Raw genomic sequence first — 22,540 nt, forward strand, 5'->3', positions numbered from 1 at the left:
ATTTTTGATTACTAATTATCTGTCCATATCGGGGATTACATAGTCGAGCGAACCGCCGATGGCAATGAGGTCGGCAATTTTACCACCACGACACATCGGGTCGAGCCCGCCGACCAGCGGCAAGCAGGCCGAGTTGATTTTCAACCGATACGGATTCTTATCCCCATGACTCTCGATAAAGACACCTATCGGGCCACGACTGGCCTCGACCTGACGGAAGTAACGGCCTTCGGGCAGTTTGATAATAGGTTTCATCTTCAGTGCATAATCGCCCTCGGGGATATTGTCGATGAGTTGTTCGATGATGTGGATCGACTCCAGTATTTCATCCATACGCACCATGTAGCGGGCAAATACATCGCCCTCGGTGCGGACAATCTCTTTGAACTCTACCTTGTCGTACATGGCATAGGGGTGGTTCTTGCGCACGTCGCAGGCCCAGCCCGAAGCACGGCCCGACGGGCCGGCAATGCCGTACGAGATGGCATCCTCGCGAGAGAGCAGACCTACGCCTTTCATACGTTGCTGTGCAATCACGTTGCCCGTAAAGAGGGTGTGATAGTCTTTCAGCATGCCGGGCAAGTAGGCGCAAAACTCTTTCACCTTGCGTTGGAAGTCGGGATGAATGTCGGCCATAAGACCGCCAATCGTATAGTAGTTGAAGGTCATGCGGGCACCGCAAGTCTCTTCAAAGATGTCGAGTATTTTCTCACGATCGCGGAATCCGTAGAAGAAAGCCGTCGTTGCACCCAAGTCCATGCAGAAGGTTGCATAGAAGAGCAAGTGCGACGAGATACGCATCAACTCATCCATGATGGTGCGCACATATTGTGCACGGGCCGGGATTTCGAGTTGAAGGGCATCCTCGATACAGAGGCACACGGCGTGACGGTTTTGCTGAGCCGACAGATAGTCGAGACGGTCGGCAAAGTGGAGTGTCTGCGGATAGGTGAGCGATTCGCACAACTTCTCGATTCCGCGGTGTACATAACCGCAATAGACATCGATTTTCTTGACAATCTCACCCTCGAGCGAGGTGCGCAGACGCAATACACCGTGCGTAGCGGGGTGTTGGGGACCGATGTTCACGACGAACTCTTCGGGTGCGAATATCGTATTGGTGCGCTCCTCGAGTTTACCGTCGGGAGTCTCGACAATAGCGTGCGTTACATCGTCGACAGCCTCGTGCTCAAGCCGAATGGGGTTAACCTCGGGGCTGGCATCGTAGTCTTTGCGCAGGGGGTATCCCACCCAGTCGTTGCGCAGGAACAACCGGCGCATGTCGGGGTGGTTGATGAAGCGGATGCCGAAGAAGTCGTAGACCTCACGCTCGTACAGATAGGCCGATTTCCAAAGGTCGGTAACCGAATGGAGCAACGGGTTTTCGCGGTCGGCCGTTTCGACTTTCACCGAAACTTGAGAATTGTCGGCCGTGCATGTGAAATAATAGACACAACCCAAGGTCTCGCCCCAGTCCATGCCTACGATAGAAACCAAATAGTCGAAGTGCAGTTTGTCGTGCAAATAGAGTGCCAAATCGTGCCACTTGGCATCGGGAACCGACACTTCCAGAATGGTTCCTTCTACAAAGGTAGCCTCCGGCAGAAAACTGCTTATTTCTTGCTGTATGTTTGCCATATAGGTAACTTATATTATTTTCCTAATACTTTCTCTCGTTTTTCCTGACGATTTACGCCACCGAAGAATTTCTCCACTTTCACCTTACGTTGCAACTGCATCAAGCCGTAGAACATGGCTTCGGGTCTCGGAGGACACCCCGGGATATAGACATCGACCGGAAGAATTTCGTCAACTCCTTTCAATACGTGATACGATTTTCTGAACGGCCCGCCCGATACGGCACAACCACCCACGGCTACCACATATTTGGGCTCGGCCAGCTGGTCGTACAACCGGCGCAATACAGGCGCCATGCGGTGTACGATGGTACCGGCTACCATCACAAAGTCGGCCTGACGCGGACTGGCACGAGCTACTTCAAACCCGAAACGGGCCATGTCGTACCGCGCTGCGCCGAGCGACATAAACTCGATACCGCAGCAACTTGTCGCAAAGGTAAGAGGCCACAGCGAGTTGGAGCGGCCCCAGTTGATAACCTCGTCAAGGCATCCCACCACCACATTGGTATTGGACGCTTTGAGTTCATTGATAAGCTGTTCAATATATTCATTGTCTTTGAAGTCTTCATACTTCATCGATTTGATTTTCACTTCCATTCGAGTGCTCCTTTCTTCCAGGCATATACCAATCCCAGGATAAGTACTACCATGAAAAATAAAATATTAAATAATCCGGCTACACCTAAATCTTTCAATATAACCGCCCAGGGGAACAAGAATACCGTTTCGACGTCGAACATCAGATACAGAATGGCAAACAGATAATAGCCTACCTTGAACTGCATCCACGATTCTCCTCGCGAGGGGATACCACACTCATAGGGCTCTCCCTTTTGCGGATTGAACGAGCGTGGCGAAATGAGGCCGGCTATCAACAGAGCCGCTCCTACCAGCGCCAATCCGGTAATCAATACAACTACAAATAGTGCAGAATTCATACGTTAATTTAGTTTGTATTTATTTTTTATTTTCCTTTCCAAATAACAAAGCCCCGTATTGTCACGAATGCAATACAAGGCCCGGTTGATAATTGTTATACACGAATCCCGAAAAAGAGATACGACACGGCCCTGCCATACAACCCTTCGTGCAGTTCCATATCGCCTTATTCCATTCCGAGACTTGCATATAAATTCTATTTTATTTCTATTCAAGGGGTTAATGCCGCAATTTCAGATATTCCCGAGCAGCGTTGTCCGTCCAGAAATCCTTCGTTTTACTGCAAATTATCCCTCGAAAATTTTTGTCGCACAAATATACAAATTTTATTTTCAACAAAAGGCCAAGGGTTTGTTCTTTTTTATTTTTATCTGCATTTGGAGCCGAATTATCCGGGATTTGGGACAGTCCCATAAAAAAGCCGAGCGACAGCCTTATGGCTGCCGCTCGGGCATATATCGAGCGAGTCGATTCGATTACAAGGTATCGAGTGTCTTGAGGGCCTCGATAATCTCGGTATTCTGCGGATCCAGTTCGAGCATCTTGTTCCAATAGTCTTTGGTAGCAGCGATGGCCTCGTTCTTCTTGGCGGGATTGGTTGTCTGCAGATAGTTGTAGTAACCCAGGTATTTGTAAGCCTCGATGTAAACACGTTTCGTAGCGGCCTTCTCTTTGTTGGTAGCATCCTGGTCGAGGATACCCAGCGTCTCTTCATAGAGCGGTTTGGCCAAGCCCTCTTTCAGTTCGGGGTCACGCACGGCGGCGGCACGGGCACGCCACAGATAACCGCGGTAGTCCGTCGGAGAACGCTCTACAACCACCTGGAACATTGAGTCGGCTTTAATCAGATACATGTCGCGCAAGGGGATGCTGTCCATGGCAGCCTGTCCGGCGCTGTAACAGATCTGACCCAGCAGATAGTAGTCCATCACGCGTTGGTTGTTTACGGTGTCGGCAGCCATGTATTGCTCGTATACGCTGATGGCATTTACATAGTCTTTGTTGCGCTCGTAGGTATCGCTCAACACTTTGAGAATGTCGGTACGGGTGTTGTCCAGTTCGTAGGCTTTCTCGTATTGTACGATAGCCTCGGCATATTTTTTCTCTTTCGAGAGGATGTCGCCATAGGTCAGGTAATCACGAGCGGTGAATACGTTGTCGCCGGGGTTCATGCCCAGGAACTCGATGGCAGCCTGCTCGGCAGCCTCCATGTTGCCCAACTCGTAGTTGTCGTACATGACGATACGGCGGATTACGAAGTTCTCGGGGTCGTGAGCCAAAATCTCTTTGGCCAGCTCCAGCGACTCGTCATAGCGCTTGCCGTAGAAGAGCAGCGTAGCCAGACGGGGACGGTCGGTCTGGAAGTGGTTGGGATTCTGCATATACTTCTCATAAGCGGCAGCGGCCTTGGTGTATTGCGAGTTTTTGTAATAGGCTTCGGCCATTTCGCGCTGTGCAATAGCCGAGTTGGGAGCGATCTCCTGCAACTCCTCGAGTTTCTGGATAGCCAGCGTGGGGTTGATGTCGAAGTAGATGTGCGAATACTTTACATAAGCCTCGATACAGTTGGGGTCGAAATAGATGGCGTTTTCATAGCGTCCGCAAGCGTCGCCATACTTCTGTTGGTCTACCAGCACATCGCCCTCGAACATGAAATAGTCGGGGTATTTCTTATCGGCCTTGTACGATTTCTTCATATACTCTTCGTAGCCGGGGGTACCGGTTTCGTAGTAGGCTTTGGCAATTGCCAGATTGATACCGGCATCTTTCTTGTTCTTACCTTTGAGAGCCTCCTTGAAATATTTCTCGGCCTCTTTTTCGGCAGCTTCCTTGTCCGAACCGGTCAAAGCGAGTTTACCTTGGCCTACGATATTGTAGGCATAGAGGGGATCTTCGGTGAGACCTTTCTTGTAATATTCGGCAGCCGTGGTGTAGTCTTTGTTACCGAAAGCGATTTCGCCCAGGTAATAATACGATTCTGCCTTATTGGTTCCTGCATCGTCGAGCGTACGCTCCAACAGGATTTTTGCCCGATCGGGCTGACCCGCTTTGAAATACTCTATTCCATCGGTATAGCTGGCAGCAAAAGCGGTCAACGAGCCGGCAGCAAGGAACAGTGAAAATAAGAATTTAAGACTTGATTTCATTGATATATATTTAAGTTGATAATTTTCTGCTTAGTTAAAAATTTTCGGTAATGCTTACATCTCTTTTTAACGCGATATTGGCTTGCCAAGGTACAATACCTGTCTTAAAAATTATTAACTGGCCACGTTGCGAAGAGACAAACTTGGTAAAACCGGTGGGCAGTCCGTTGCGCGGATCTGTCGTAATCATGTAAATCGGACGGGTGAGCGGATAGTCGCCCGTAGCTATGTAGTATTGATAAGGTTTGTAGGGATCGTATCCCGGAGCCTTGCGAACGGCCATCACTTTGACCACATCGGTAAACGAGGTGTTGGTCGAGTCGGCCTCATTGCCTATCCAACTGGCACCTATCACACCTATCGCATTGGGGGTTTGTGCCACATAGTCGATAACAGCCTGATTGGATTTCTGGGCATACAGCCCTTGATACAGAGGTTTGCCCTGACACAAGGAGTCTATGGCATAGCGCATGGAACTGGAGCCCTGATTGTCGAACACGAAATTGATTTTGCCCAGCGACGAACCGGGATAGATCTGATTCCAGGCCGTAGCCTCGCCGGTCACAATCTTGCGCAACTCATCGACCGAGATGACGTCGTGCTTGTTGTTCTTGTTCACAATAAAAGCGATGCCGTCGAGAGCAATCTGTACGGTACGGACCCGCAACTGACGCGACTTGAACGACGCCTCTTCCTGCGGAGTGAGCTTGCGGGTGGCTACAGCCAACCGCACACTGTCTTGCAGCAACATGTTCAACGCCTCGGCTTCGCTCACATAATAGGGAATAATTGAAGCCTTGGGATAAGCGGCCTCAAATACGGTAATCTCTTGCTCCATGATGGGCTCGAAACTTTCGTCACAACTAATGTCGATTACCCCCGAGGTGATGGTCTCCTTCACTTTGCGCTCGCCCTTCTCGTCTTCACTGTTTTGGCACGACGAGCACGACGAAACGAGGGCTGCAAGAAGCACGACAAACGAAAATGACAGCAACTTATTCATAATCCCATTTTTTTATTTCATTCCTACGAACAATCGGTATCCCCTGAAAACTCCATATACAGCAAACACGACCCCCATAATATAGCGCACAATGTCATACAAGTTGGAAAAGAAGGTGGTGAAAAGCAACAAATAAGCCATACCCAGATAGATGGCTATCATAATCATGCCCAAAACGACATTCATACCCAGCGGACGCCGTTTTGCCTCGGCGTTCTCTTCTTCGTCATAGCGGCCGTATTTCTGTTCCATAGATATTGATTTTTTATAAAATACCCGCAACCTAAAATCATGGGATAATAGGCTGCGAGTATGATATTCACGAATCTCTTGGTTAAAACAATCGAGAGATTACAAAAGTTTAAATACAACGGGCAATGTGAAGTATACCGGCACGTTGTTACCGTTTTGCTTACCGGGAATCCACTTGGGCATGCTCTTCACAACGCGGATAGCCTCCTTGTCGCAAGTGGGGTCCAAACTACGCAATACAGTCACGTTGTCGATGGTACCGGTCTTCGATACGACGAATCGCAGAATTACACGACCCTGAATACCGTTTTCCTGAGCGATAACCGGGTATTTGAGGTTATCACGGATAAACTTCATCAGCTCGGCTTCGCCACCGGGGAAGGTAGGCATCTGCTCTACAGCTTCGTAGGGTTTCTCTTCCTCTACGACAGGTTCGGCAATCACTTCGCGGAAGTCGGCAATATCCTGACCGTGTTCTTCGTCATTACCTTTTACGTCGGCGATAGAGATGTTTACTTTCGACTGAGTCAACTCGTCTTGCGACTTCAACTCTTCTTCGTCAGAAACCTCTTCGTCTTTCTTGATTACAGGTGCGGTAAATTTGATAGAACTCTTCAAGGGAGGGGGGGGAGGCGTTTCTACCAAGGGTTGAACCTCTTGTTTCTCTACCTCGGCCTCGGGCAGTTGCGACATTTCTACTACGGTAGAAATCTCTTCTTCAGCTTCACCAATCTTGAAAGAATCCACAATATACGGGAGCGCAAAGGCAAAAGCTACAACACAGATAACACCTACGGTGGCCCATGTGTAACGCTTAGGCGAATTTACCCGCAACAGGTATGCGCCGAATGCTTTGTTTTTCCCGACAAAAACTAAGTCGCACCATTCTTTCGAAGTTAAATCTACATTCTTTGACATTTTTCTTCTTCTTTAATGTGTACTATTAGTTCTTCAATGCGGTGTCTATCTGATCGGAAAGAGCACCTTTCTTCTCGTAATTCTCTATCAGGAACAGGTCGCCTTCGGTGATATCGACGATGGCATAACGGCCAATATCGCAGATAATCATCTCGTCGAGGGCATCGATCAGGTTGCGGTACGAAGCACCGTTTTTACCATTCTCATCAGCCAGTTTGGCCTTGATCATCACCACAGGCGAACCTTTGGTTTTCTTGGCTTCGGTAACCAGCGAATCGAAAACTACCTCGTCGATCTCTTTTCTCTTTTTACGTTCCTTCAATTCTTTCACCTTGTTCACAACGGTTTTGTTGCGTTCAAGGAGGAGAGCTCTCAGACCATCTGCTCCATAAGACGATTCAACCAGCGAGGTATAATCTTCGTACTTGGGTTGTCCCAGGTAGTAGAATACCCGGTCGTTGTCGCCCAGCAGGATGGTTATGGCCTCCGATTCCCTCACCTTATTTTGCTCTTCTTCTGTTACCTTGTCGTTGGTAGGCATACTGATCTCCATTGTCTGGGGTTTGCTCAACGTCGTACAGAACATGAAGAAGGTGATCAAAAGCATGTTCATATCAACCATGGGAGTAAAGTCCACATGGATTTTCATTTTCTTCTGTTGTCCTTTCTTCCCGCCTTTACCCGAGTCTTTTACTTCTACTTCTGCCATAATTCAATTCCTTTCATGACTTTAGTTATTTTCTTCTTCTGCGGGTAAACTCTTCAATGAAGTAAGCAGATTGTAACGGTTTTCCTTGATGTCCTGCAACGAACTCATCACGTTTTTGATTTTGTCATAGGGGGTCGACTGGTCGGCCTTGATGGCAATCTTCAAATCGGGATTGTTCTTGCGGGCAGCACGTACCCATTCCTTAAACTCGTTGTTGGTACTGTCGCAGGGGATACCGTAGTTTTTGAGGGTCTGATCCTGAATATCGGATTTCAGATCAAGGAAACCCGGCATCTGTTTGATAGGTACACCAAACGAGTTTGCCAATCTGAACTTATTTATTTGCTCGGGAGTAAACGAGACTCCGTACATACTACTCATTGCGTTCAATACATTCACCCTATCCTCTTGTTTGTCGAGACTGATAAAGATTTTCCCGGACGGCTCGATCAACACCTGAAGCACATTGATTTCAGGGATTTTGATTTCGGATACCGAAGAGGGGGTACTCACTTGCACAGGCTCTTTCTGAACGAAGGTCGATGTCAGCATGAAGAAAGTAAGCAGAAGCACGGTAACGTCACTCATCGCGGTCATATCGATGAGCGTACTCTTCTTTTTTACTTTTACTTTAGCCATATAATGGTCCTTTCGATTTTATGCCGATTACTTGTGAGTAGCAGCGAATGTGTTAACAATGCAGAAACCTACCTCGTCGATAGCGTAGGTGATGTTGTCGATTCTGTTAGAGAAATAGTTATACGAAATTACAGCGAGTGCACCAGTTGCGATACCGAATGCCGTGTTTACAAGGGCCTCGGAAATACCGGTCGACAGGGCAACCGAGTCAGGAGCACCGGCAGTGGCCAGAGCCTGGAACGATTTGATCATACCCAACACAGTACCGAGAAGTCCGACCAGCGTACCCAGCGTCGTCATGGTAGCAACGATAGGCAAGTTCTGTTGCATGGCAGGCATTTCGAGAGCAGCAGCCTCTTCGAGTTGTTTTTGGATAGCCTCGATTTTTTGTTCTTTCGACAGCGTGTCGTCGTGTTCAACTTCGCCGTAGCGGATAAGAGCCGAAGCAACTACGCTGGCAACCGTACCACGTTGTTTTTCGCAGAGAGCTTGAGCACCGGCGATGTCGCCTTTTTCCAAAGCAGCTTTTACAGCGGCAACGAATTTGTCGACACTACCTTTACCTTTAACGCTCAACATGGCGATGAAACGCTCAACCGAGAGAACGATTACCGTCAACAGCAAAGTTTGCAGAATAGGTACGATGAAACCACCTTTATAGATTGTACCCAGCAGATTCAGAGGATGTCCACCCTCGGGATCGCCACCTTCAAAGTTTGTAGGAGCACCAAGTACTTGAGTAAATACCACCAATGCGATGATAAAACAGATGATGATTACAATGAATGCGTTTTTTATACCGCGCACCTTGTTCTTTTTAGCTTTTTTAGCTTCCATAATTAAATAAAATCTAAGTGTTTGTATTAGTTATTTAGTTCAGTTCAATCCTTTATTTCACCCGTTCGGCACTGTATCCCGCGAAATTATCCTCGCTCGCACACTGCCTATTTCATAAAACGTATACACTCCTACATTTATTATATGCAAAGGGCTCTTTCCGAGGGCTCATCCCTTCTTTTCGAGTCCAATTGTTACCTTTTTTGCATTTGTGCGTCAAATGTAGCACAATATTTCGAGAGAAAAAAATAATTCTCTTTTTTTTTCTGTGACACTTTGTTCTCTATTTCCGATGTAGACAGGGAATCACAACCGCTTTACAATGAGTTTTTTTTTGCATCTTCTCCACCTCGTTTACGGGTGTATTCGAAAGGGCGAACCGACTGCCGATATTCCTGAATCTCGGACTTGCCACTCGATCGGGCGAAGCCGGTCGAACACCTTATTTTAAAGGGAAATTACCCGACCTTCCGCAACAACCGGCCTACCCCCACATGCACCCTGGAAAGGGACAGCAGACGACACCGCTTTAAAAAAATAGAGATAAGTTTCTATCAGAAACCGAAAAGAATTGTAATTTTGCCAAAAATTTCATTTTCTACATCCATGATGAATCATGTAGTCAAAATCAAAAAAGGGCTCGACATTCAGTTGGAAGGTGCTCCAGCCCTTGAAATATCCAACTCGACAAACAGTCAGCTATACGCCATTATCCCCGACGATTTTACGGGATTGACTCCCAAGGTCGACGTCAAACCGGGCGACAAGGTTCTGGCCGGTTCGCCAGTCATGCACGACAAGACGCTCACCGATGTAGTGGTCACTTCGCCCGTAAGCGGCGAGGTAGTTGCCGTAGAGCGCGGCGAACGGCGCAAGGTGATGAAGATCACCATCAAGCCCGACGCCACACAACAAGCCGTCGAGTTCGGTAAAGTATCGCCCGACACGATGCAGGCAAGCGACCTGAAGGCGCTGCTGCTGAAGTCGGGCACGTTTGCATTTATCAAGCAACGTCCCTACGACATTATCGCCAACCCCAACACGACGCCGCGCGACATCTTCGTGACGGCATTCGACTCGGCCCCGCTGGCCCCCGACTATGCCTTTGTGCTGAAAGACGAGATGCACCACCTCGAAACGGGGTTGAAGGCGCTGGCACGGCTCACCCCGGGCAAGGTCTATGTGGGTGTTTCCAAACGGTCGCCCATCGAGGTCAAGAACGGCGAAACGGTCGTATTCGACGGTCCCCACCCCGCCGGCAACGTAGGGGTGCAGATCAACCACATCTCCCCCATCAACAAGGGTGAAATCGTGTGGACCATCAACGCCCTCGACCTGCTGTTCATCGGACGACTGCTCGAGACGGGTCATGTCGACTTCTCGCGGCTGGTGGCCGTCACCGGTGCAGAGGTGAACAAGCCCCACTACGTGCGCACCTGTGCCGGAGCGTCTATTGCCTCGATTACCCAGGGCATGGTCAAGCCGGCCCACTATGAGCGCCGCTACATCAGCGGCAACGTACTCACCGGGTTCAACGCCGGAGCCGACGGCTATCTGGGTGCCCGACAGGCCCAGGTGACCGTAATCCCCGAAGGCAACAACTGCAACGAGTTCATGGGCTGGGCATCGCTCAATCCCCACAAATACAGCATGAGCCACTCGTACCTCTCGTGGCTGCTGGGCAAGAAACGTCGCTACGACATCGACGCCCGTATACGAGGCGGCGAGCGGGCCATCATCATGTCCGACGAGTACGACCGGGTATTCCCCATGGACATCTATCCCGAATACCTCATCAAGGCCATCCTGGCGTTCGACATCGACAAGATGGAGAATCTGGGTATCTACGAAGTGGCTCCCGAGGATTTTGCCCTGTGCGAATTTGTCGACACCTCGAAACTCGAGTTGCAGAAAATCGTGCGTAACGGCCTCGACCACCTGATGAAAGAGATGAACTAAGAGAAACAATAACCATTTTAATACAAAACAACTTTGAAAGCTTTAAAGAATTATATAGACAAAATCAAACCCCACTTCGAACCGGGCGGGAAATTGTCTATGTTCCAATCGGTATTCGAAGGGTTTGAATCATTCCTGTTTGTTCCCAACACCACCTCGCGTTCGGGAGTACACATTCACGACAGCATAGACTCGAAACGGACGATGACGGTCGTTATCGTCGCCCTGCTGCCGGCCCTGCTCTTCGGTATGTACAATGTGGGCTATCAGCACTACCTGGCCATAGGCGAGCTGGCACAGACGTCGTTCTGGTCGCTCTTCCTCTTCGGATTCCTGGCCGTGCTGCCCAAAATCGTGGTATCGTATGTGGTGGGTCTGGGCATCGAGTTTACCGCCGCACAACTGCGTCACCACGAAATCCAGGAGGGCTTCCTGGTATCGGGTATGCTCATCCCCATGATTGTGCCGGTAGACACCCCGCTGTGGATGATTGCCGTGGCTACGGCCTTTGCCGTCATCTTTGCCAAAGAGGTATTCGGCGGTACGGGTATGAATATCTTCAACATCGCGCTGGTAACGCGTGCGTTCCTCTTCTTTGCCTACCCCTCCAAGATGTCGGGCGACGAGGTGTTCGTACGCACGGGCGATACCTTCGGCCTGGGTGCCGGACAGGTTGTCGAGGGCTTCTCGGGAGCTACCCCGCTGGGGCAGGCTGCTACCCACACGGGCGGCGGTGCCCTGCAGCTGACCGACATTCTGGGTAACACGCTCTCGCTGCACGACATGTTCCTCGGGTTCATTCCCGGCTCCATCGGCGAGACTTCGACGCTGGCCATCCTCATCGGTGCCGTCATTCTACTGGCTACGGGCATTGCCAGCTGGCGCGTGATGCTTTCGGTATTCGCCGGCGGTATCGTGATGAGCCTCATCTGCAACTGGTTCGCCAACCCCGACATCTATCCGGCTGCACAACTCTCGCCCCTCGAGCAGATTTGCCTGGGCGGTTTTGCCTTTGCCGCCGTATTCATGGCTACCGACCCGGTAACGGGCGCACGTACCAATACGGGTAAATACATCTTCGGTTTCCTGGTGGGTGTGCTGGCCATCCTCATCCGGGTATTCAACAGCGGATACCCCGAAGGCGCCATGCTGGCCGTGCTGCTTATGAACGCATTCGCCCCGCTCATCGACTACTTCGTGGTCGAGGCCAATATCCGCCACCGTCTCAAACGAGCCAAAAACTTGACAAAATAGAATTACAGCTATGAACAAACAAGGTAATACATATACGCTCATCTATACCGCGGTTATGGTCATCGTCGTAGCCTTCATTCTGGCCTTCGCCGCCATTGGCCTCAAACCGGCCCAGCAGAAGAATATCGCTATCGACAAGATGAGCCAGATACTCAACTCGGTCAATATCGTGTCGACTCCCGAGAATGCTCAGGAGCTGTACGGCAAATACATCGACGACTCGTTTGTAGTCGATGCCAACGGCCAACTGGTCAAGGGCGAATCGTTCTCGATGAATATCGCCGACCAGCTGAAGCTGCCCGAAAGCCAGCGCACGCTGCCCATCTTTATCTGCACCGACGACTCGGGCTCGCCCAAATACATCATCCCCCTGTCGGGTGCCGGTCTGTGGGGCCCCATCTGGGGATACATTTCGATCAAGAACGACGGCAATACGGTCTACGGTGCCTACTTCGCTCACCAGAGCGAAACTCCGGGTCTGGGAGCCGAAATCGAGAAACCGCAGTTCCAGAAACAGTTCCAGGGCAAACACTTCTTCATCGACGGTGCCTTCATGCCCATCGCCGTGGAGAAGGCCGGACGGAAACCGCAAAACGGGGCCGACTACGTCGATGCCGTATCGGGTGGAACCATCACGAGCAAAGGGGTACAGAGCATGCTGCAAAGTTGCGTGGAACCCTATGCCCAATTTTTAGAATCGCTCAATTCAAAGAATATATAAGCCATGTTGTCAAAAAAGAATAAAGAGATACTTTTAGGGCCGCTCTCCAAGAACAACCCGGTGATCGTGCAGATATTGGGTATCTGTTCGGCCCTGGCCGTAACGGCAAAACTCGAACCGGCACTCGTCATGGCCGTATCGGTGACTGCCGTCGTCGCTTTCGCCAACGTCATCATCTCGCTGCTGCGCAATACCATCCCCAACAGCATCCGCATCATTGTACAGCTAGTAGTGGTTGCGGCACTGGTTATCATCGTAGATCAGGTGCTCAAAGCCTATATGTACCAGGTGAGCAAACAGCTCTCGGTCTTCGTGGGGCTCATCATTACCAACTGTATCCTTATGGGACGCCTCGAGGCCTTCGCGCTGAGCCATAAGCCTTGGGAGTCGTTCCTCGACGGTGTGGGCAACGGCGTAGGCTACGGCATCATCCTGGTCATCGTCGCCTTCTTCAGAGAGCTGCTGGGCTCGGGCACCCTCTTCGGGTACCAGGTTATCCCCCAACAACTCTACGACTGGGGCTACCAGAACAACGGTCTGATGATACTCCCGCCCATGGCGCTCATCACCGTGGCCTGCATCATTTGGGTACACCGCTCCCGCAATAAAGATTTGCAACAATAAGAAACCGCGATAAGCTACTTGATATATGGAAAATCTAAATCTGTTCGTCAAGTCTATCTTCATAGACAACATGATATTTGCCTACTTCCTCGGTATGTGCTCCTACCTGGCCGTATCGAAGAACGTGAAAACGGCATTCGGTCTGGGTATCGCCGTCACCTTCGTGCTGGCCATCACCCTGCCGGTCAACTATCTGCTCGAAACCTACGTGCTGAAAGCCGGCGCCCTCAAATGGCTGGGTCCCGAATATGCGCAACTCGACCTGAGTTTCTTGAGTCTGATTATGTTTATCGCCATCATCGCCTCGATGGTGCAGCTCGTCGAGATGTTCGTCGAGAAATACTCGCCCTCGCTCTACGCCTCGCTGGGTATCTTCCTGCCGCTTATCGCCGTGAACTGTGCCATCCTGGGTGGTTCGCTCTTCATGCAGCAGCGCAACTTCCCCTCGGTAACGAGCGCTACCGTCTACGGCATCGGTTCGGGTATAGGCTGGATGCTGGCCATCGTCTGCCTGGCCGCCATTCGCGAGAAGCTCAGCTACTCCAACATACCGGCACCGCTGCGGGGCATAGGCATCACCTTCATCATCACCGGCCTGATGGGTATCGCCTTCATGAGCTTTTTAGGAATCAAACTTTGAAAGGAGAGTCACGATGTTATTAGCAATAAGTTCCATGTCAACGACAATCATATCGAGCATTGTTTTATTCTTGGGCGTATCGCTCCTGCTGGTAGTGATTCTGCTCATCGCCAAGAAATACCTGGTACCGTCGGGCAAGGCGGTCATCACCATCAACGACGACAAGAAGGTCGAGGTCGACACGGGCGGCAGCCTGCTGAGCACCCTGGCCAACGAGAAAATATTCCTCCCCTCGGCCTGCGGCGGAGGCGGATCGTGCGGACAGTGCCGCTGTCAGGTACTCGAGGGCGGCGGCGAAATTCTGCCCACCGAGCAGGTGCACTTCTCGCGCAAGCAACAGATGAACCACTGGCGGCTGGGCTGCCAGGTGAAGGTGAAGAACGACATGAAAATCGTCGTTCCCGAATCGGTTCTGGGTGTGAAAGAGTGGGAGTGCGAGGTTATCTCGAACAAAAACGTGGCCACCTTCATCAAAGAGTTTATCGTGGCTCTGCCTCCCGGCGAACACATGAACTTTATCCCCGGTTCGTATGCCCAGATCAAGATTCCTACCTTCGAGATGGACTACGACAAGGATATAGACAAGAGCCTCATCGGCGACGAATATCTGCCCTCGTGGGAGAAATTCGGACTCTTCGGCCTCAAGTGTAAAAACACCGAGCCCACCATCCGGGCCTACTCCATGGCCAACTATCCGGCCGAGGGCGACCGCATCATGCTGACGGTTCGTATCGCCACGCCGCCCTTCAAACCGAAACCTCAAGTGGGCTTCCAGGATGTGATGCCGGGTATCGCCTCGTCGTATATCTACACCCTGAAACCGGGCGACAAGGTAATCATGAGCGGCCCTTACGGCGACTTCCATCCCATCTTCAACTCGAAGCGCGAGATGATGTGGATCGGCGGTGGTGCCGGTATGGCTCCCCTGCGTTCGCAAATCATGCACATGACCAAGACCCTCCACACGACCGACCGCAAGATGTCTTACTTCTACGGTGCCCGTGCCCTCAACGAGGTCTTCTACCTGAACGACTTCCTCGAGCTGGAGAAGGAGTTCCCCAACTTCTCGTTCCACCTGGCCCTCGACCGGCCCGACCCGGCCGCCGATGCCGCCGGCGTGAAGTACACCCCGGGATTCGTTCATCAGGTCATCTACAACACTTATCTGAAGGACCACGAGGCTCCCGAAGACATCGAATACTACATGTGCGGCCCCGGCCCCATGTCGAAGGCCGTCGAAAAGATGCTGTGGGATTTGGGTGTACCCGAAGAGAACCTCATGTACGACAACTTCGGTGGCTAATCCATCAAGGCCACCCGTTCCATATCACCCGCCGCAAAGCTCCCGAGCCTTTGCGGCGGGCTTTTTTGGGCCCGTACGGCCACATCGGGAAGCCCGGCAGGTGTCGGTACCCGTCGGGAAAGAAAACAGACGAGAGGGCAAAAGAGATTAGAAAGTGAGCGAGGCGTAGACCCCGAAAGAGGTACCGTCGGAGACGGGCGAGATGACCAGCTGCTTGTCGCGCGCAAAGGGACGGGTATAGATATAGGCACTGCCGGCACCGATAAGGGCTCCGGCGGCCACATCCCACCAGTCGTGCCGGCGGGCATAGGTACGGGCCCAACCCACATAGGCGGCCACGGCATAGGCCGGAGCACCCCACGCCCAACCGTAGCGACGCTGCACGAAGGCCGCATTGGCAAAGGTAACCGAGGTGTGTCCCGAGGGGAACGAGAGGTTGTTGCTGTGGTCGGGCCGCTCCTTGTGGACGGCAAACTTGAGCAGATAGGTGGCACCCAGGGTAGTCAGCCCGGTAAAGGCAGCCTGCTTGAAACCGGTCCAGTCTTTCATGGCCAGCATGGCCGAAGCCGTGGCTACCGGCATGGCCACCAGCAATACATCGCTCGAGACCTTCACCGCCTGGCGGCTCCGGCTCAACCCTTCGGCCCGCACCGACTGGCCAACCACCAGCAATGCCAAGACCACAGAGAGAATAATACGTTTCATCACGACCACAGGGTTATAAATTTGGGAACAAATATCAACAGCCCCACCACGACCGACATGATGGCCACGATGAGCACGGCCCCGGCTGCCAGGTCCTTGGCATGCTTGATGGCCTCGTCGTAATCGGGCGACACCCGGTCGCACAGAGCTTCGATGGCCGAGTTGATGCCCTCGGCCGCCAGCACGACACCGATGCAGAGCACCACGGCCGCCCACTCGAGAGCCGACAGCCCCACCAACGCACCGACCACCACCACACACACGGCTACAAAACAGTGTATCCAGGCATTGTGCTCGCGGCTTATCAACCGGGCGATGCCGCGCCCGGCATACTTGAAGCTGCGGGCTCGAGCGGCAAGACTGAATTTTTTCTTTTCCATGGGCTTTTCTCTTTGAGGGACAAAGATACGTCTTTTGCCCGCGAATCGCAATATACCGGGCGTCGGAAGTATTCATCCATATGACCGTACTCTTCCCTCTCCCACTCGGAACAAGGAAGGCGGCACCCTCGAAAGGTTCCGCCTGAAAACAAAATACCCCGGCCTGACGACCGGGGTACTGTTTAATCCTATAATTGAACTGTCAATTATTTCTTGCGATTGCCGTAACGGCTCATGAACTTGTCCACACGACCTGCGGTATCCACGAGTTTCTGTTTACCGGTGAAGAAGGGGTGCGACGAACTGGTGATTTCCAGCTTTACCAGAGGATAGGTAACGCCATCAATTTCGATTGTTTCTTTGGCTGCAACCGTTGAACGGGTGATAAAAATTTCGTCGTTCGACATGTCTTTGAAAACTACGGGACGGTAGTTATCAGGATGGATTCCTTTTTTCATTGTTATATCGTCTTTTTAATATTATCAAATGTTCACGTTGGTAGCGTGATTTTTTCGTAATGGCTTGCAAATGTAGGGATAAGTTTCGACTTAGAAAAATATTTACTTCACTTTTTCACAAAAAAAGTCCGGCCGGCGCTTTTGGCACCGGCCGGGACCTGATTTATTCGTCGATTATTCAAATTCGATGAGCGGGTCGTTGGTACCTACCACGTCGTTCTCTTTTACGAGAATGCGTTTTACCTTACCGTTGAGGGTCGAGAGAATATCGTTCTCCATCTTCATGGCCTCGTATACGAGCACCACGTCGTCCTTCTTCACCTGGTCGCCTACTTTCACTTTGATTTCGACTACCTTGCCACCCATGGGAGCGTCGATGGTGGGGCCGGTGATGGGCTCAACGGGAGCAGCCTCCTGAACCTCTTCCTTCTTCTCTTCAACAGCCGGTTTCTTGGCCTCGTATTCGGCGGCACGCACGCCTTTCAAGAAGGTGGTAGCCACGTTGGGGAAGAGCTCGAGCAACAGGTATTCCTGTTCGTTCTCGGCCAGCTTCACGCCACCGAACTCGGGCAGCACGGGATTCTCGGGAGCCTTGTACGAATTGGTATCGTAGGGCGTCTCGATGGGGCTGCCGGTAATCTTCTCGCGGAACTTGGGATCGACGGGTACCGGCGTCTTACCGTACTCGCCTTTTACCAAAGCCTTGAACTGGTTCGAAACCGTCGTGTATTCGGGGTTGCCTTTCAGGCGGTCGAGGGCGCAGCTTACAGCCTGGCTACCTACGATTTGGCTGGTAGGCGTAACCAGAGGCACCAGACCGGCATCGGAACGTACCTTCGGAATCAGCTTCATGGCGTCGTCGAGTACGTGCTCGGCCTTGAGCTGTTTGAGCTGAGCCACCATGTTGGAGTACATACCGCCGGGCACCTCGGCCTCTTTCACCAGTTCGTTGGGTTTGGGGAAACCGAAGTAGTTTTCGATGGCGTGGCAAGCGTCGAGCAATGCGGGCTCGTCGTTGCGTTTGGCCGCATCGATAGCCGTATCGAAAAGTTTGTCGATGTTGTCGGGCAGCTTGTCGATGAGCGGGTCGAAGGCAATGGGGAAGGAGTCTTTCTTCAGGTCGTAGGCGGCGAGCTCGCGGCGAATGCCCAGCAACTCGGCACGAATCTTGCTCACGGCGCTCATGTTTACCTCCATCTCCACGCCCAGTTTCTGGCAGAAGATGTAGAGCAACTCGATGGCCGGAGCAGCCGAACCGCCACCGAAATACCAGATGTTGGTATCGAGAATGTCTACCCCGTGTATCACGGCCATGAGCGACGAAGCCAGACCGTAACCGGGCGTACAGTGGGTGTGGAAGTCGACGGGTACCTTCAGTGCCTTTTTCAACTTAGGCATCAGCGAGGCGATACGCGACGGATTTACCAGACCGGCCATATCTTTCAAGGTTACCATCTTGGCACCCAGTTTCTCGAAGCCGACAGCCTTCTCTACGAAATAGTCGTCGGTAAAGATGGGTTTGGGCAACTTCTTGCCGAAGAGGGCTTTCACCCGGTCCATAAAGGTGATGGTATAGTGCGGGTCTACCGTGTAGCATACGGCACCATCGGAGATAGCGCCCACGGCATTTATCTTTTCGACCGACGACTTCACGTTGTTCAGGTCGTTGAGAGCATCGAATATACGCATAATTCCCAACCCGTTGGCTACGGCCTCGCGATAAAAACCGTCGAGTACCGAATCGGGATAAGGGGCATATCCAAACAAATTGCGTCCCCGAGAGAGAGCAGTTAAATACGAAGCGCCGCCAATAGCATCGCTAATGGTTTTGAGGCGGGTCCAAGGGCTCTCGTTCAGATAGCGCATCACCGAGTCGGGTACTGCACCACCCCATACCTCCATGGCAAAGAAGCCGGCATCCTTATAATAAGGCAATACCCGGTTTATCTGCTCCTGGGTAAGACGAGTTGCAAACAAGGATTGTTGCCCATCACGAAGGGTAAGATCTCGAATTTTCAATTTTCTTGACATAGCAATCTGATTTAATAGGTGTTACTTTTTTCCACATTACATGATTTCAAGCATACAAATATAATATTCTTTAACTTATAATCAAAAGAAAAAGCGTACTTTTGTATCTCGAACGAATTTTCAAGGCATTCGCGTATGTTCAATTTCTTCCATAAAAAGTCTGCCGAAAAGCCTCTATTCCCCTATACAACAGAGGTTCACTGCCATATACTGCCGGGCATCGACGACGGTTCGCCCGACACCGAGCACTCGCTGCCCCTGCTGCGCCAGATGCGCGAATGGGGCATCGAAAAGGTAATCGCTACCCCTCACGTGACCGAAGCTACCTTCGAGAATACCCCGCAAACCGTGGGCGATGCCTACGACCGGCTGTGCCGCGAACCCGAGTTTGGCGAGCTGGGCATACAGTTGTGCTACTCGGCCGAGTATCGCATGGACGACAATTTCCTGGCCATCCTGCAACGCAACGAGGTGATGCCCATGCCGGGCAACCACCTGCTCATCGAGAACTCGTTTCTGCAACCTTTCTGGAACATCAAGGAGCTGGTCTTCGACCTGCAGCTCAAGGGCTTCTCGCCCATACTGGCCCACCCCGAGCGGTATGCCTATTACTACGACGACAAGAAAATCTATCAGGAGCTGCACGACCAGGGATGCGAATTTCAGGTCAACCTGCTCTCGCTGGCCGGCTACTACAACAAGCGGACGAAAGAGGTGGCCGAGTGGCTGGTCTCGAAACAGATGGTCGATTACCTGGGCAGCGACATGCACAACAGCAACCACGCCCAGCACATAGGCCGCTACCTCGCCAGCAAGGAGTTTGTGCGCCACATGCGCAACATTACCCCCCGTAACAACACCTTGTAAACATACTCCCCCTATACGACAAGAGAGGCAAGTCACGCACTCGCCTCTCTTGTTGCATCTATTGTAGTTATCTTTAATCGAATATTCCCTCGATACTCTCCATCGGAGCCTCCTGGGCGGGCTCCTCGACGTAGGAACCGCCACTGCAGGGGTCGGCATACTCGGCCGGAATCTCAAAGTTGCTCTGCTGTGAATAGCCCAGCGTGGGGTCGGCATAGACCTTCTGCATGTAGAGGCCGTAGATAGGCAGGGCCATGCTGGCACCCTGACCGTCGGCCATGCCGTCGAAGTGAATCGAGCGGTCCTCGCCACCTACCCACACGCCCGAAACCAGGTCGGGGGTAAAGCCCATGAACCAACCGTCGGAGTTGTTGTTGGTCGTACCCGTCTTGCCACCCATCGGTGCCGTGATGCCGTAGCGGTAACGCACGCGGCCGCCGGTACCGTGGTCGATGACGTCGCGCAACATGGGCAGAATGCGGTAGTAGGCCTGTTCGCTGAAGACTTCGGTCATCGTGGGGTTGAACTCGGCAATCACATTGCCCAGATTATCTTCTATGCGGGTGACATAGAGGGGGTCTACCCGCACTCCTTTGTTCGAAAAAGCGGTATAGGCGGTCACCATCTCCTCGACCGAAACGTCGACCGGACCCAGACAGAGCGATACCACCTCGTCGATTTTATTCTTGATACCGAACGAGTGCATCAGCCGGGCCAGCGACGAGGGCGACAGCTTGTCCATCAACCGGGCCGAAATCCAGTTGTTCGAGTTGGCCAACCCCCAGCGGAGGGTCACCATCTCGCCCACCCTCGCCTTCGACGAGTTGCGGGGCGACCACGCCTTGCCGTCTTCGGTGATGAGCGTGGGCTGTTCGTTCAGGAACATGTCGCAGGGGGTGAAGCCCTCTTCCATGGCCAGCGTATAGAGGAACGGTTTCACCGTCGACCCGATTTGCCGGCGGCCTACCGACACCATGTTGTATTGGAAATGCTCGAAATCGGGTCCACCCACATAGGCTTTCACATGGCCTGTATGGGGATCCATCGACATGAAGCCCGTGCGGAGGAACGACTTCTGATACCGTATCGAATCCATGGGCGACATAATCGTATCGATCATGCCGTCGTACGAGAAGACCTGCATCTCGACCGGCGTAACGAAGGCCTGCCGGATGCGCTCGTCGCTCGCCCCGGCCTGCTTCATGGCCCGGTAGCGGTCGGACTGTTTCATGGCCCGCTCGAGAATGCCCTCGCGCTCCTCCTTCGTGATGCTGCGCGAGAAGGGAGCGTAGCTGCGCCCCTTCTTCTCGGCAAAAAAGCGGGGTTGCAGGTAGTGGCCCAGATGCTCCTCGACAGCCTCCTCGGCATAGCGCTGCATGCGCGAGTCGATGGTCGTGTAGATTTTGAGACCGTCGGTATAGATATTGTATTTCGAGCCATCGGCCTTGCGGTTCTTCTCGCACCAGCCATAGAGCGGGTTGGTGGCCCAGGCTATGGAGTCGTCGACAAATTTCTGAGCCTCCCAGCCGCGGTAGTCGGCCCGGTCGGGTTTCTTGGCCGTCATCATCAAGCGCAACTGCTCTCTGAAGTAGGGCGCCAATCCCTCCTTGTGGTCGACCCGCGTGTAGTGCAACTCCAGCGGCAAAGCCTGCAGCGAGTCACGCTCGGCCTTGGTAATGTATTTGGCTTTGTACATCTGGTCCAACACCGTGTTGCGGCGCCCGCGCGTGCGCTCGTTATAGCGGCGCGGATTGTAGTACGAAGGGTTTTTACACATGCCCACCAGCGTGGCTGCCTCCTCGATTTTCAGCTTGTCGGGGGTGGTGTGGAAGTAAATGTAAGCAGCCGACTGGATACCCACCGCATTGTTGAGGAAGTCGAAGTGGTTGAGATACATGTTCACAATCTCCTCCTTGGTATAGAAGCGTTCGAGCTGTACGGCGATGACCCACTCCTGCGGTTTCTGGAAGAGGCGCTCCACGATGTTGTCGGCACTGGGCGAATAGAGCAGCTTGGCCAACTGCTGGGTGATGGTACTGCCACCGCCGGCACTCTTCTGGAAAAAGAGTCCACGCTTGATGAAGGCCCGGAAGAGCGCCTTCACGTCGATACCCGAGTGATCCTTGAAGCGGATGTCTTCAGTAGCGATAAGGGCTTCGACCAGGTAGGGCGAGATTTCGTCGTAGTGCACATACACCCGGTTACTCTTGCTCTGGTAGAAACGACCTATCACCTGCATGTCGGACGAATAGATTTCCGAAGCGAACTTATCCTTGGGGTTCTCCATATCCTCGATGGGCGGCATGTAGCCGATCCATCCCCAGGCAATCATGGCAAAAGCGACCACGGCAAGGAGCACCAGGGCACCGAAGGTAATCCACATATATTTAATTACACGAGAGGTGTCGCTAAAAGCGCTTTTAATCCTATCCACTTTCATTGTCTTTCCTATATATCTACGATTTTGCGGCCCGAGACTCACACCTGCAAATCCCTTTAAAGCCAATTACTAAA

The 22,540-nt window shown here is 52.2% G+C and carries 22 protein-coding genes; 7 read left to right on the top strand and 15 right to left on the bottom strand.

All coding sequences use genetic code 11. The features are described 5' to 3' along the window. Window positions 1-15 precede the first annotated feature (15 nt). The 10 genes from Q1K76_RS04130 to Q1K76_RS04175 all read right to left on the bottom strand — a co-directional run bounded on the left by Q1K76_RS04130 (window position 16) and on the right by Q1K76_RS04175 (window position 9,084). Window positions 16-1,638: an NADH-quinone oxidoreductase subunit C gene (locus Q1K76_RS04130; RefSeq protein ID WP_300131256.1), complete on the bottom strand. Its 1,623-nt coding sequence runs from the start codon at window positions 1,636-1,638 to the stop codon at window positions 16-18. Between the two features lie 14 nt (window positions 1,639-1,652). After that, window positions 1,653-2,237: an NADH-quinone oxidoreductase subunit B gene (locus tag Q1K76_RS04135; RefSeq protein WP_087408874.1), complete on the bottom strand. Its 585-nt coding sequence runs from the start codon at window positions 2,235-2,237 to the stop codon at window positions 1,653-1,655. Next, window positions 2,228-2,578, bottom strand: a complete 351-nt coding sequence (locus Q1K76_RS04140; RefSeq protein WP_087408875.1) for an NADH-quinone oxidoreductase subunit A — start codon at window positions 2,576-2,578, stop codon at window positions 2,228-2,230. The genes Q1K76_RS04135 and Q1K76_RS04140 overlap by 10 nt, the downstream gene beginning before the upstream one ends. Window positions 2,579-3,055: 477 nt before the next feature. Then, window positions 3,056-4,726: a tetratricopeptide repeat protein gene (locus Q1K76_RS04145; RefSeq protein ID WP_300131258.1), complete on the bottom strand. Its 1,671-nt coding sequence runs from the start codon at window positions 4,724-4,726 to the stop codon at window positions 3,056-3,058. A gap of 34 nt (window positions 4,727-4,760) precedes the next feature. After that, window positions 4,761-5,729, bottom strand: a complete 969-nt coding sequence (locus Q1K76_RS04150) for a PstS family phosphate ABC transporter substrate-binding protein (protein WP_087408877.1) — start codon at window positions 5,727-5,729, stop codon at window positions 4,761-4,763. A 12-nt stretch (window positions 5,730-5,741) separates the two neighbouring features. Further along, a complete protein-coding gene (locus Q1K76_RS04155) occupies window positions 5,742-5,981 on the bottom strand; it encodes a hypothetical protein (RefSeq protein WP_258327517.1) in 240 nt (79 codons plus the stop codon). A 99-nt stretch (window positions 5,982-6,080) separates the two neighbouring features. Then, window positions 6,081-6,899 (bottom strand): energy transducer TonB, encoded by an 819-nt coding sequence (locus Q1K76_RS04160; protein ID WP_087408879.1) that lies wholly within the window; start codon window positions 6,897-6,899, stop codon window positions 6,081-6,083. A gap of 25 nt (window positions 6,900-6,924) precedes the next feature. Beyond that, entirely contained in the window at window positions 6,925-7,608 is a 684-nt protein-coding gene (locus Q1K76_RS04165; protein ID WP_300131262.1) for a biopolymer transporter ExbD, read from the bottom strand. 21 nt (window positions 7,609-7,629) lie between these two features. Then, complete coding sequence (locus Q1K76_RS04170) at window positions 7,630-8,247, bottom strand: biopolymer transporter ExbD (RefSeq protein ID WP_289539838.1); 618 nt, start codon at window positions 8,245-8,247, stop codon at window positions 7,630-7,632. A 27-nt stretch (window positions 8,248-8,274) separates the two neighbouring features. Further along, window positions 8,275-9,084: a MotA/TolQ/ExbB proton channel family protein gene (locus tag Q1K76_RS04175; RefSeq protein WP_087408882.1), complete on the bottom strand. Its 810-nt coding sequence runs from the start codon at window positions 9,082-9,084 to the stop codon at window positions 8,275-8,277. 609 nt (window positions 9,085-9,693) lie between these two features. Between Q1K76_RS04175 and Q1K76_RS04180 the strand changes: the two genes are divergently transcribed. From Q1K76_RS04180 to nqrF, 6 genes are read left to right on the top strand one after another with little or no spacing between them, the layout of a single operon-like run. Then, window positions 9,694-11,043, top strand: a complete 1,350-nt coding sequence (locus tag Q1K76_RS04180) for a Na(+)-translocating NADH-quinone reductase subunit A (protein ID WP_087408883.1) — start codon at window positions 9,694-9,696, stop codon at window positions 11,041-11,043. A 33-nt stretch (window positions 11,044-11,076) separates the two neighbouring features. Beyond that, window positions 11,077-12,297, top strand: coding sequence for an NADH:ubiquinone reductase (Na(+)-transporting) subunit B (locus Q1K76_RS04185; protein WP_300131265.1), 1,221 nt, complete (start codon window positions 11,077-11,079; stop codon window positions 12,295-12,297). 10 nt (window positions 12,298-12,307) lie between these two features. Next, the gene (nqrC, locus tag Q1K76_RS04190) at window positions 12,308-13,018 is read left to right on the top strand and encodes an NADH:ubiquinone reductase (Na(+)-transporting) subunit C (RefSeq protein ID WP_300131267.1); all 711 of its coding nucleotides are present in this window, start codon (window positions 12,308-12,310) and stop codon (window positions 13,016-13,018) included. Between the two features lie 3 nt (window positions 13,019-13,021). Then, complete coding sequence (locus Q1K76_RS04195) at window positions 13,022-13,642, top strand: NADH:ubiquinone reductase (Na(+)-transporting) subunit D (RefSeq protein ID WP_025279031.1); 621 nt, start codon at window positions 13,022-13,024, stop codon at window positions 13,640-13,642. Between the two features lie 25 nt (window positions 13,643-13,667). Then, the gene (gene nqrE, locus Q1K76_RS04200; RefSeq protein ID WP_300131270.1) at window positions 13,668-14,282 is read left to right on the top strand and encodes an NADH:ubiquinone reductase (Na(+)-transporting) subunit E; all 615 of its coding nucleotides are present in this window, start codon (window positions 13,668-13,670) and stop codon (window positions 14,280-14,282) included. A 34-nt stretch (window positions 14,283-14,316) separates the two neighbouring features. Beyond that, on the top strand, window positions 14,317-15,585 hold the full coding sequence (nqrF, locus tag Q1K76_RS04205) for an NADH:ubiquinone reductase (Na(+)-transporting) subunit F (RefSeq protein WP_258327515.1): 1,269 nt from the start codon (window positions 14,317-14,319) through the stop codon (window positions 15,583-15,585). 147 nt (window positions 15,586-15,732) lie between these two features. Here nqrF and Q1K76_RS04210 read toward each other — a convergent pair whose 3' ends face one another. The 4 genes from Q1K76_RS04210 to Q1K76_RS04225 form a co-directional block, all read right to left on the bottom strand. Continuing rightward, window positions 15,733-16,290, bottom strand: coding sequence for a phosphatase PAP2 family protein (locus Q1K76_RS04210; protein WP_087408888.1), 558 nt, complete (start codon window positions 16,288-16,290; stop codon window positions 15,733-15,735). Then, window positions 16,290-16,670: a diacylglycerol kinase family protein gene (locus Q1K76_RS04215; protein ID WP_258327514.1), complete on the bottom strand. Its 381-nt coding sequence runs from the start codon at window positions 16,668-16,670 to the stop codon at window positions 16,290-16,292. The genes Q1K76_RS04210 and Q1K76_RS04215 overlap by 1 nt, the downstream gene beginning before the upstream one ends. 206 nt (window positions 16,671-16,876) lie before the next feature. After that, window positions 16,877-17,128, bottom strand: coding sequence for a type B 50S ribosomal protein L31 (locus Q1K76_RS04220; protein ID WP_087408890.1), 252 nt, complete (start codon window positions 17,126-17,128; stop codon window positions 16,877-16,879). 174 nt (window positions 17,129-17,302) lie between these two features. After that, window positions 17,303-19,159 (bottom strand): biotin/lipoyl-containing protein, encoded by a 1,857-nt coding sequence (locus Q1K76_RS04225; RefSeq protein ID WP_087408891.1) that lies wholly within the window; start codon window positions 19,157-19,159, stop codon window positions 17,303-17,305. 135 nt (window positions 19,160-19,294) lie between these two features. On the opposite strand from Q1K76_RS04225, the gene Q1K76_RS04230 reads away from it, so the two are divergent. Beyond that, a complete protein-coding gene (locus Q1K76_RS04230; RefSeq protein WP_087408892.1) occupies window positions 19,295-20,026 on the top strand; it encodes a CpsB/CapC family capsule biosynthesis tyrosine phosphatase in 732 nt (243 codons plus the stop codon). 73 nt (window positions 20,027-20,099) lie between these two features. Here Q1K76_RS04230 and Q1K76_RS04235 read toward each other — a convergent pair whose 3' ends face one another. After that, on the bottom strand, window positions 20,100-22,409 hold the full coding sequence (locus Q1K76_RS04235; RefSeq protein ID WP_087408893.1) for a transglycosylase domain-containing protein: 2,310 nt from the start codon (window positions 22,407-22,409) through the stop codon (window positions 20,100-20,102). Window positions 22,410-22,540 lie beyond the last annotated feature (131 nt).

It is taken from the genome of uncultured Barnesiella sp. (genome assembly GCF_946496565.1).
Classification (GTDB): Bacteria; Bacteroidota; Bacteroidia; order Bacteroidales; family Barnesiellaceae; genus Barnesiella; species Barnesiella merdigallinarum.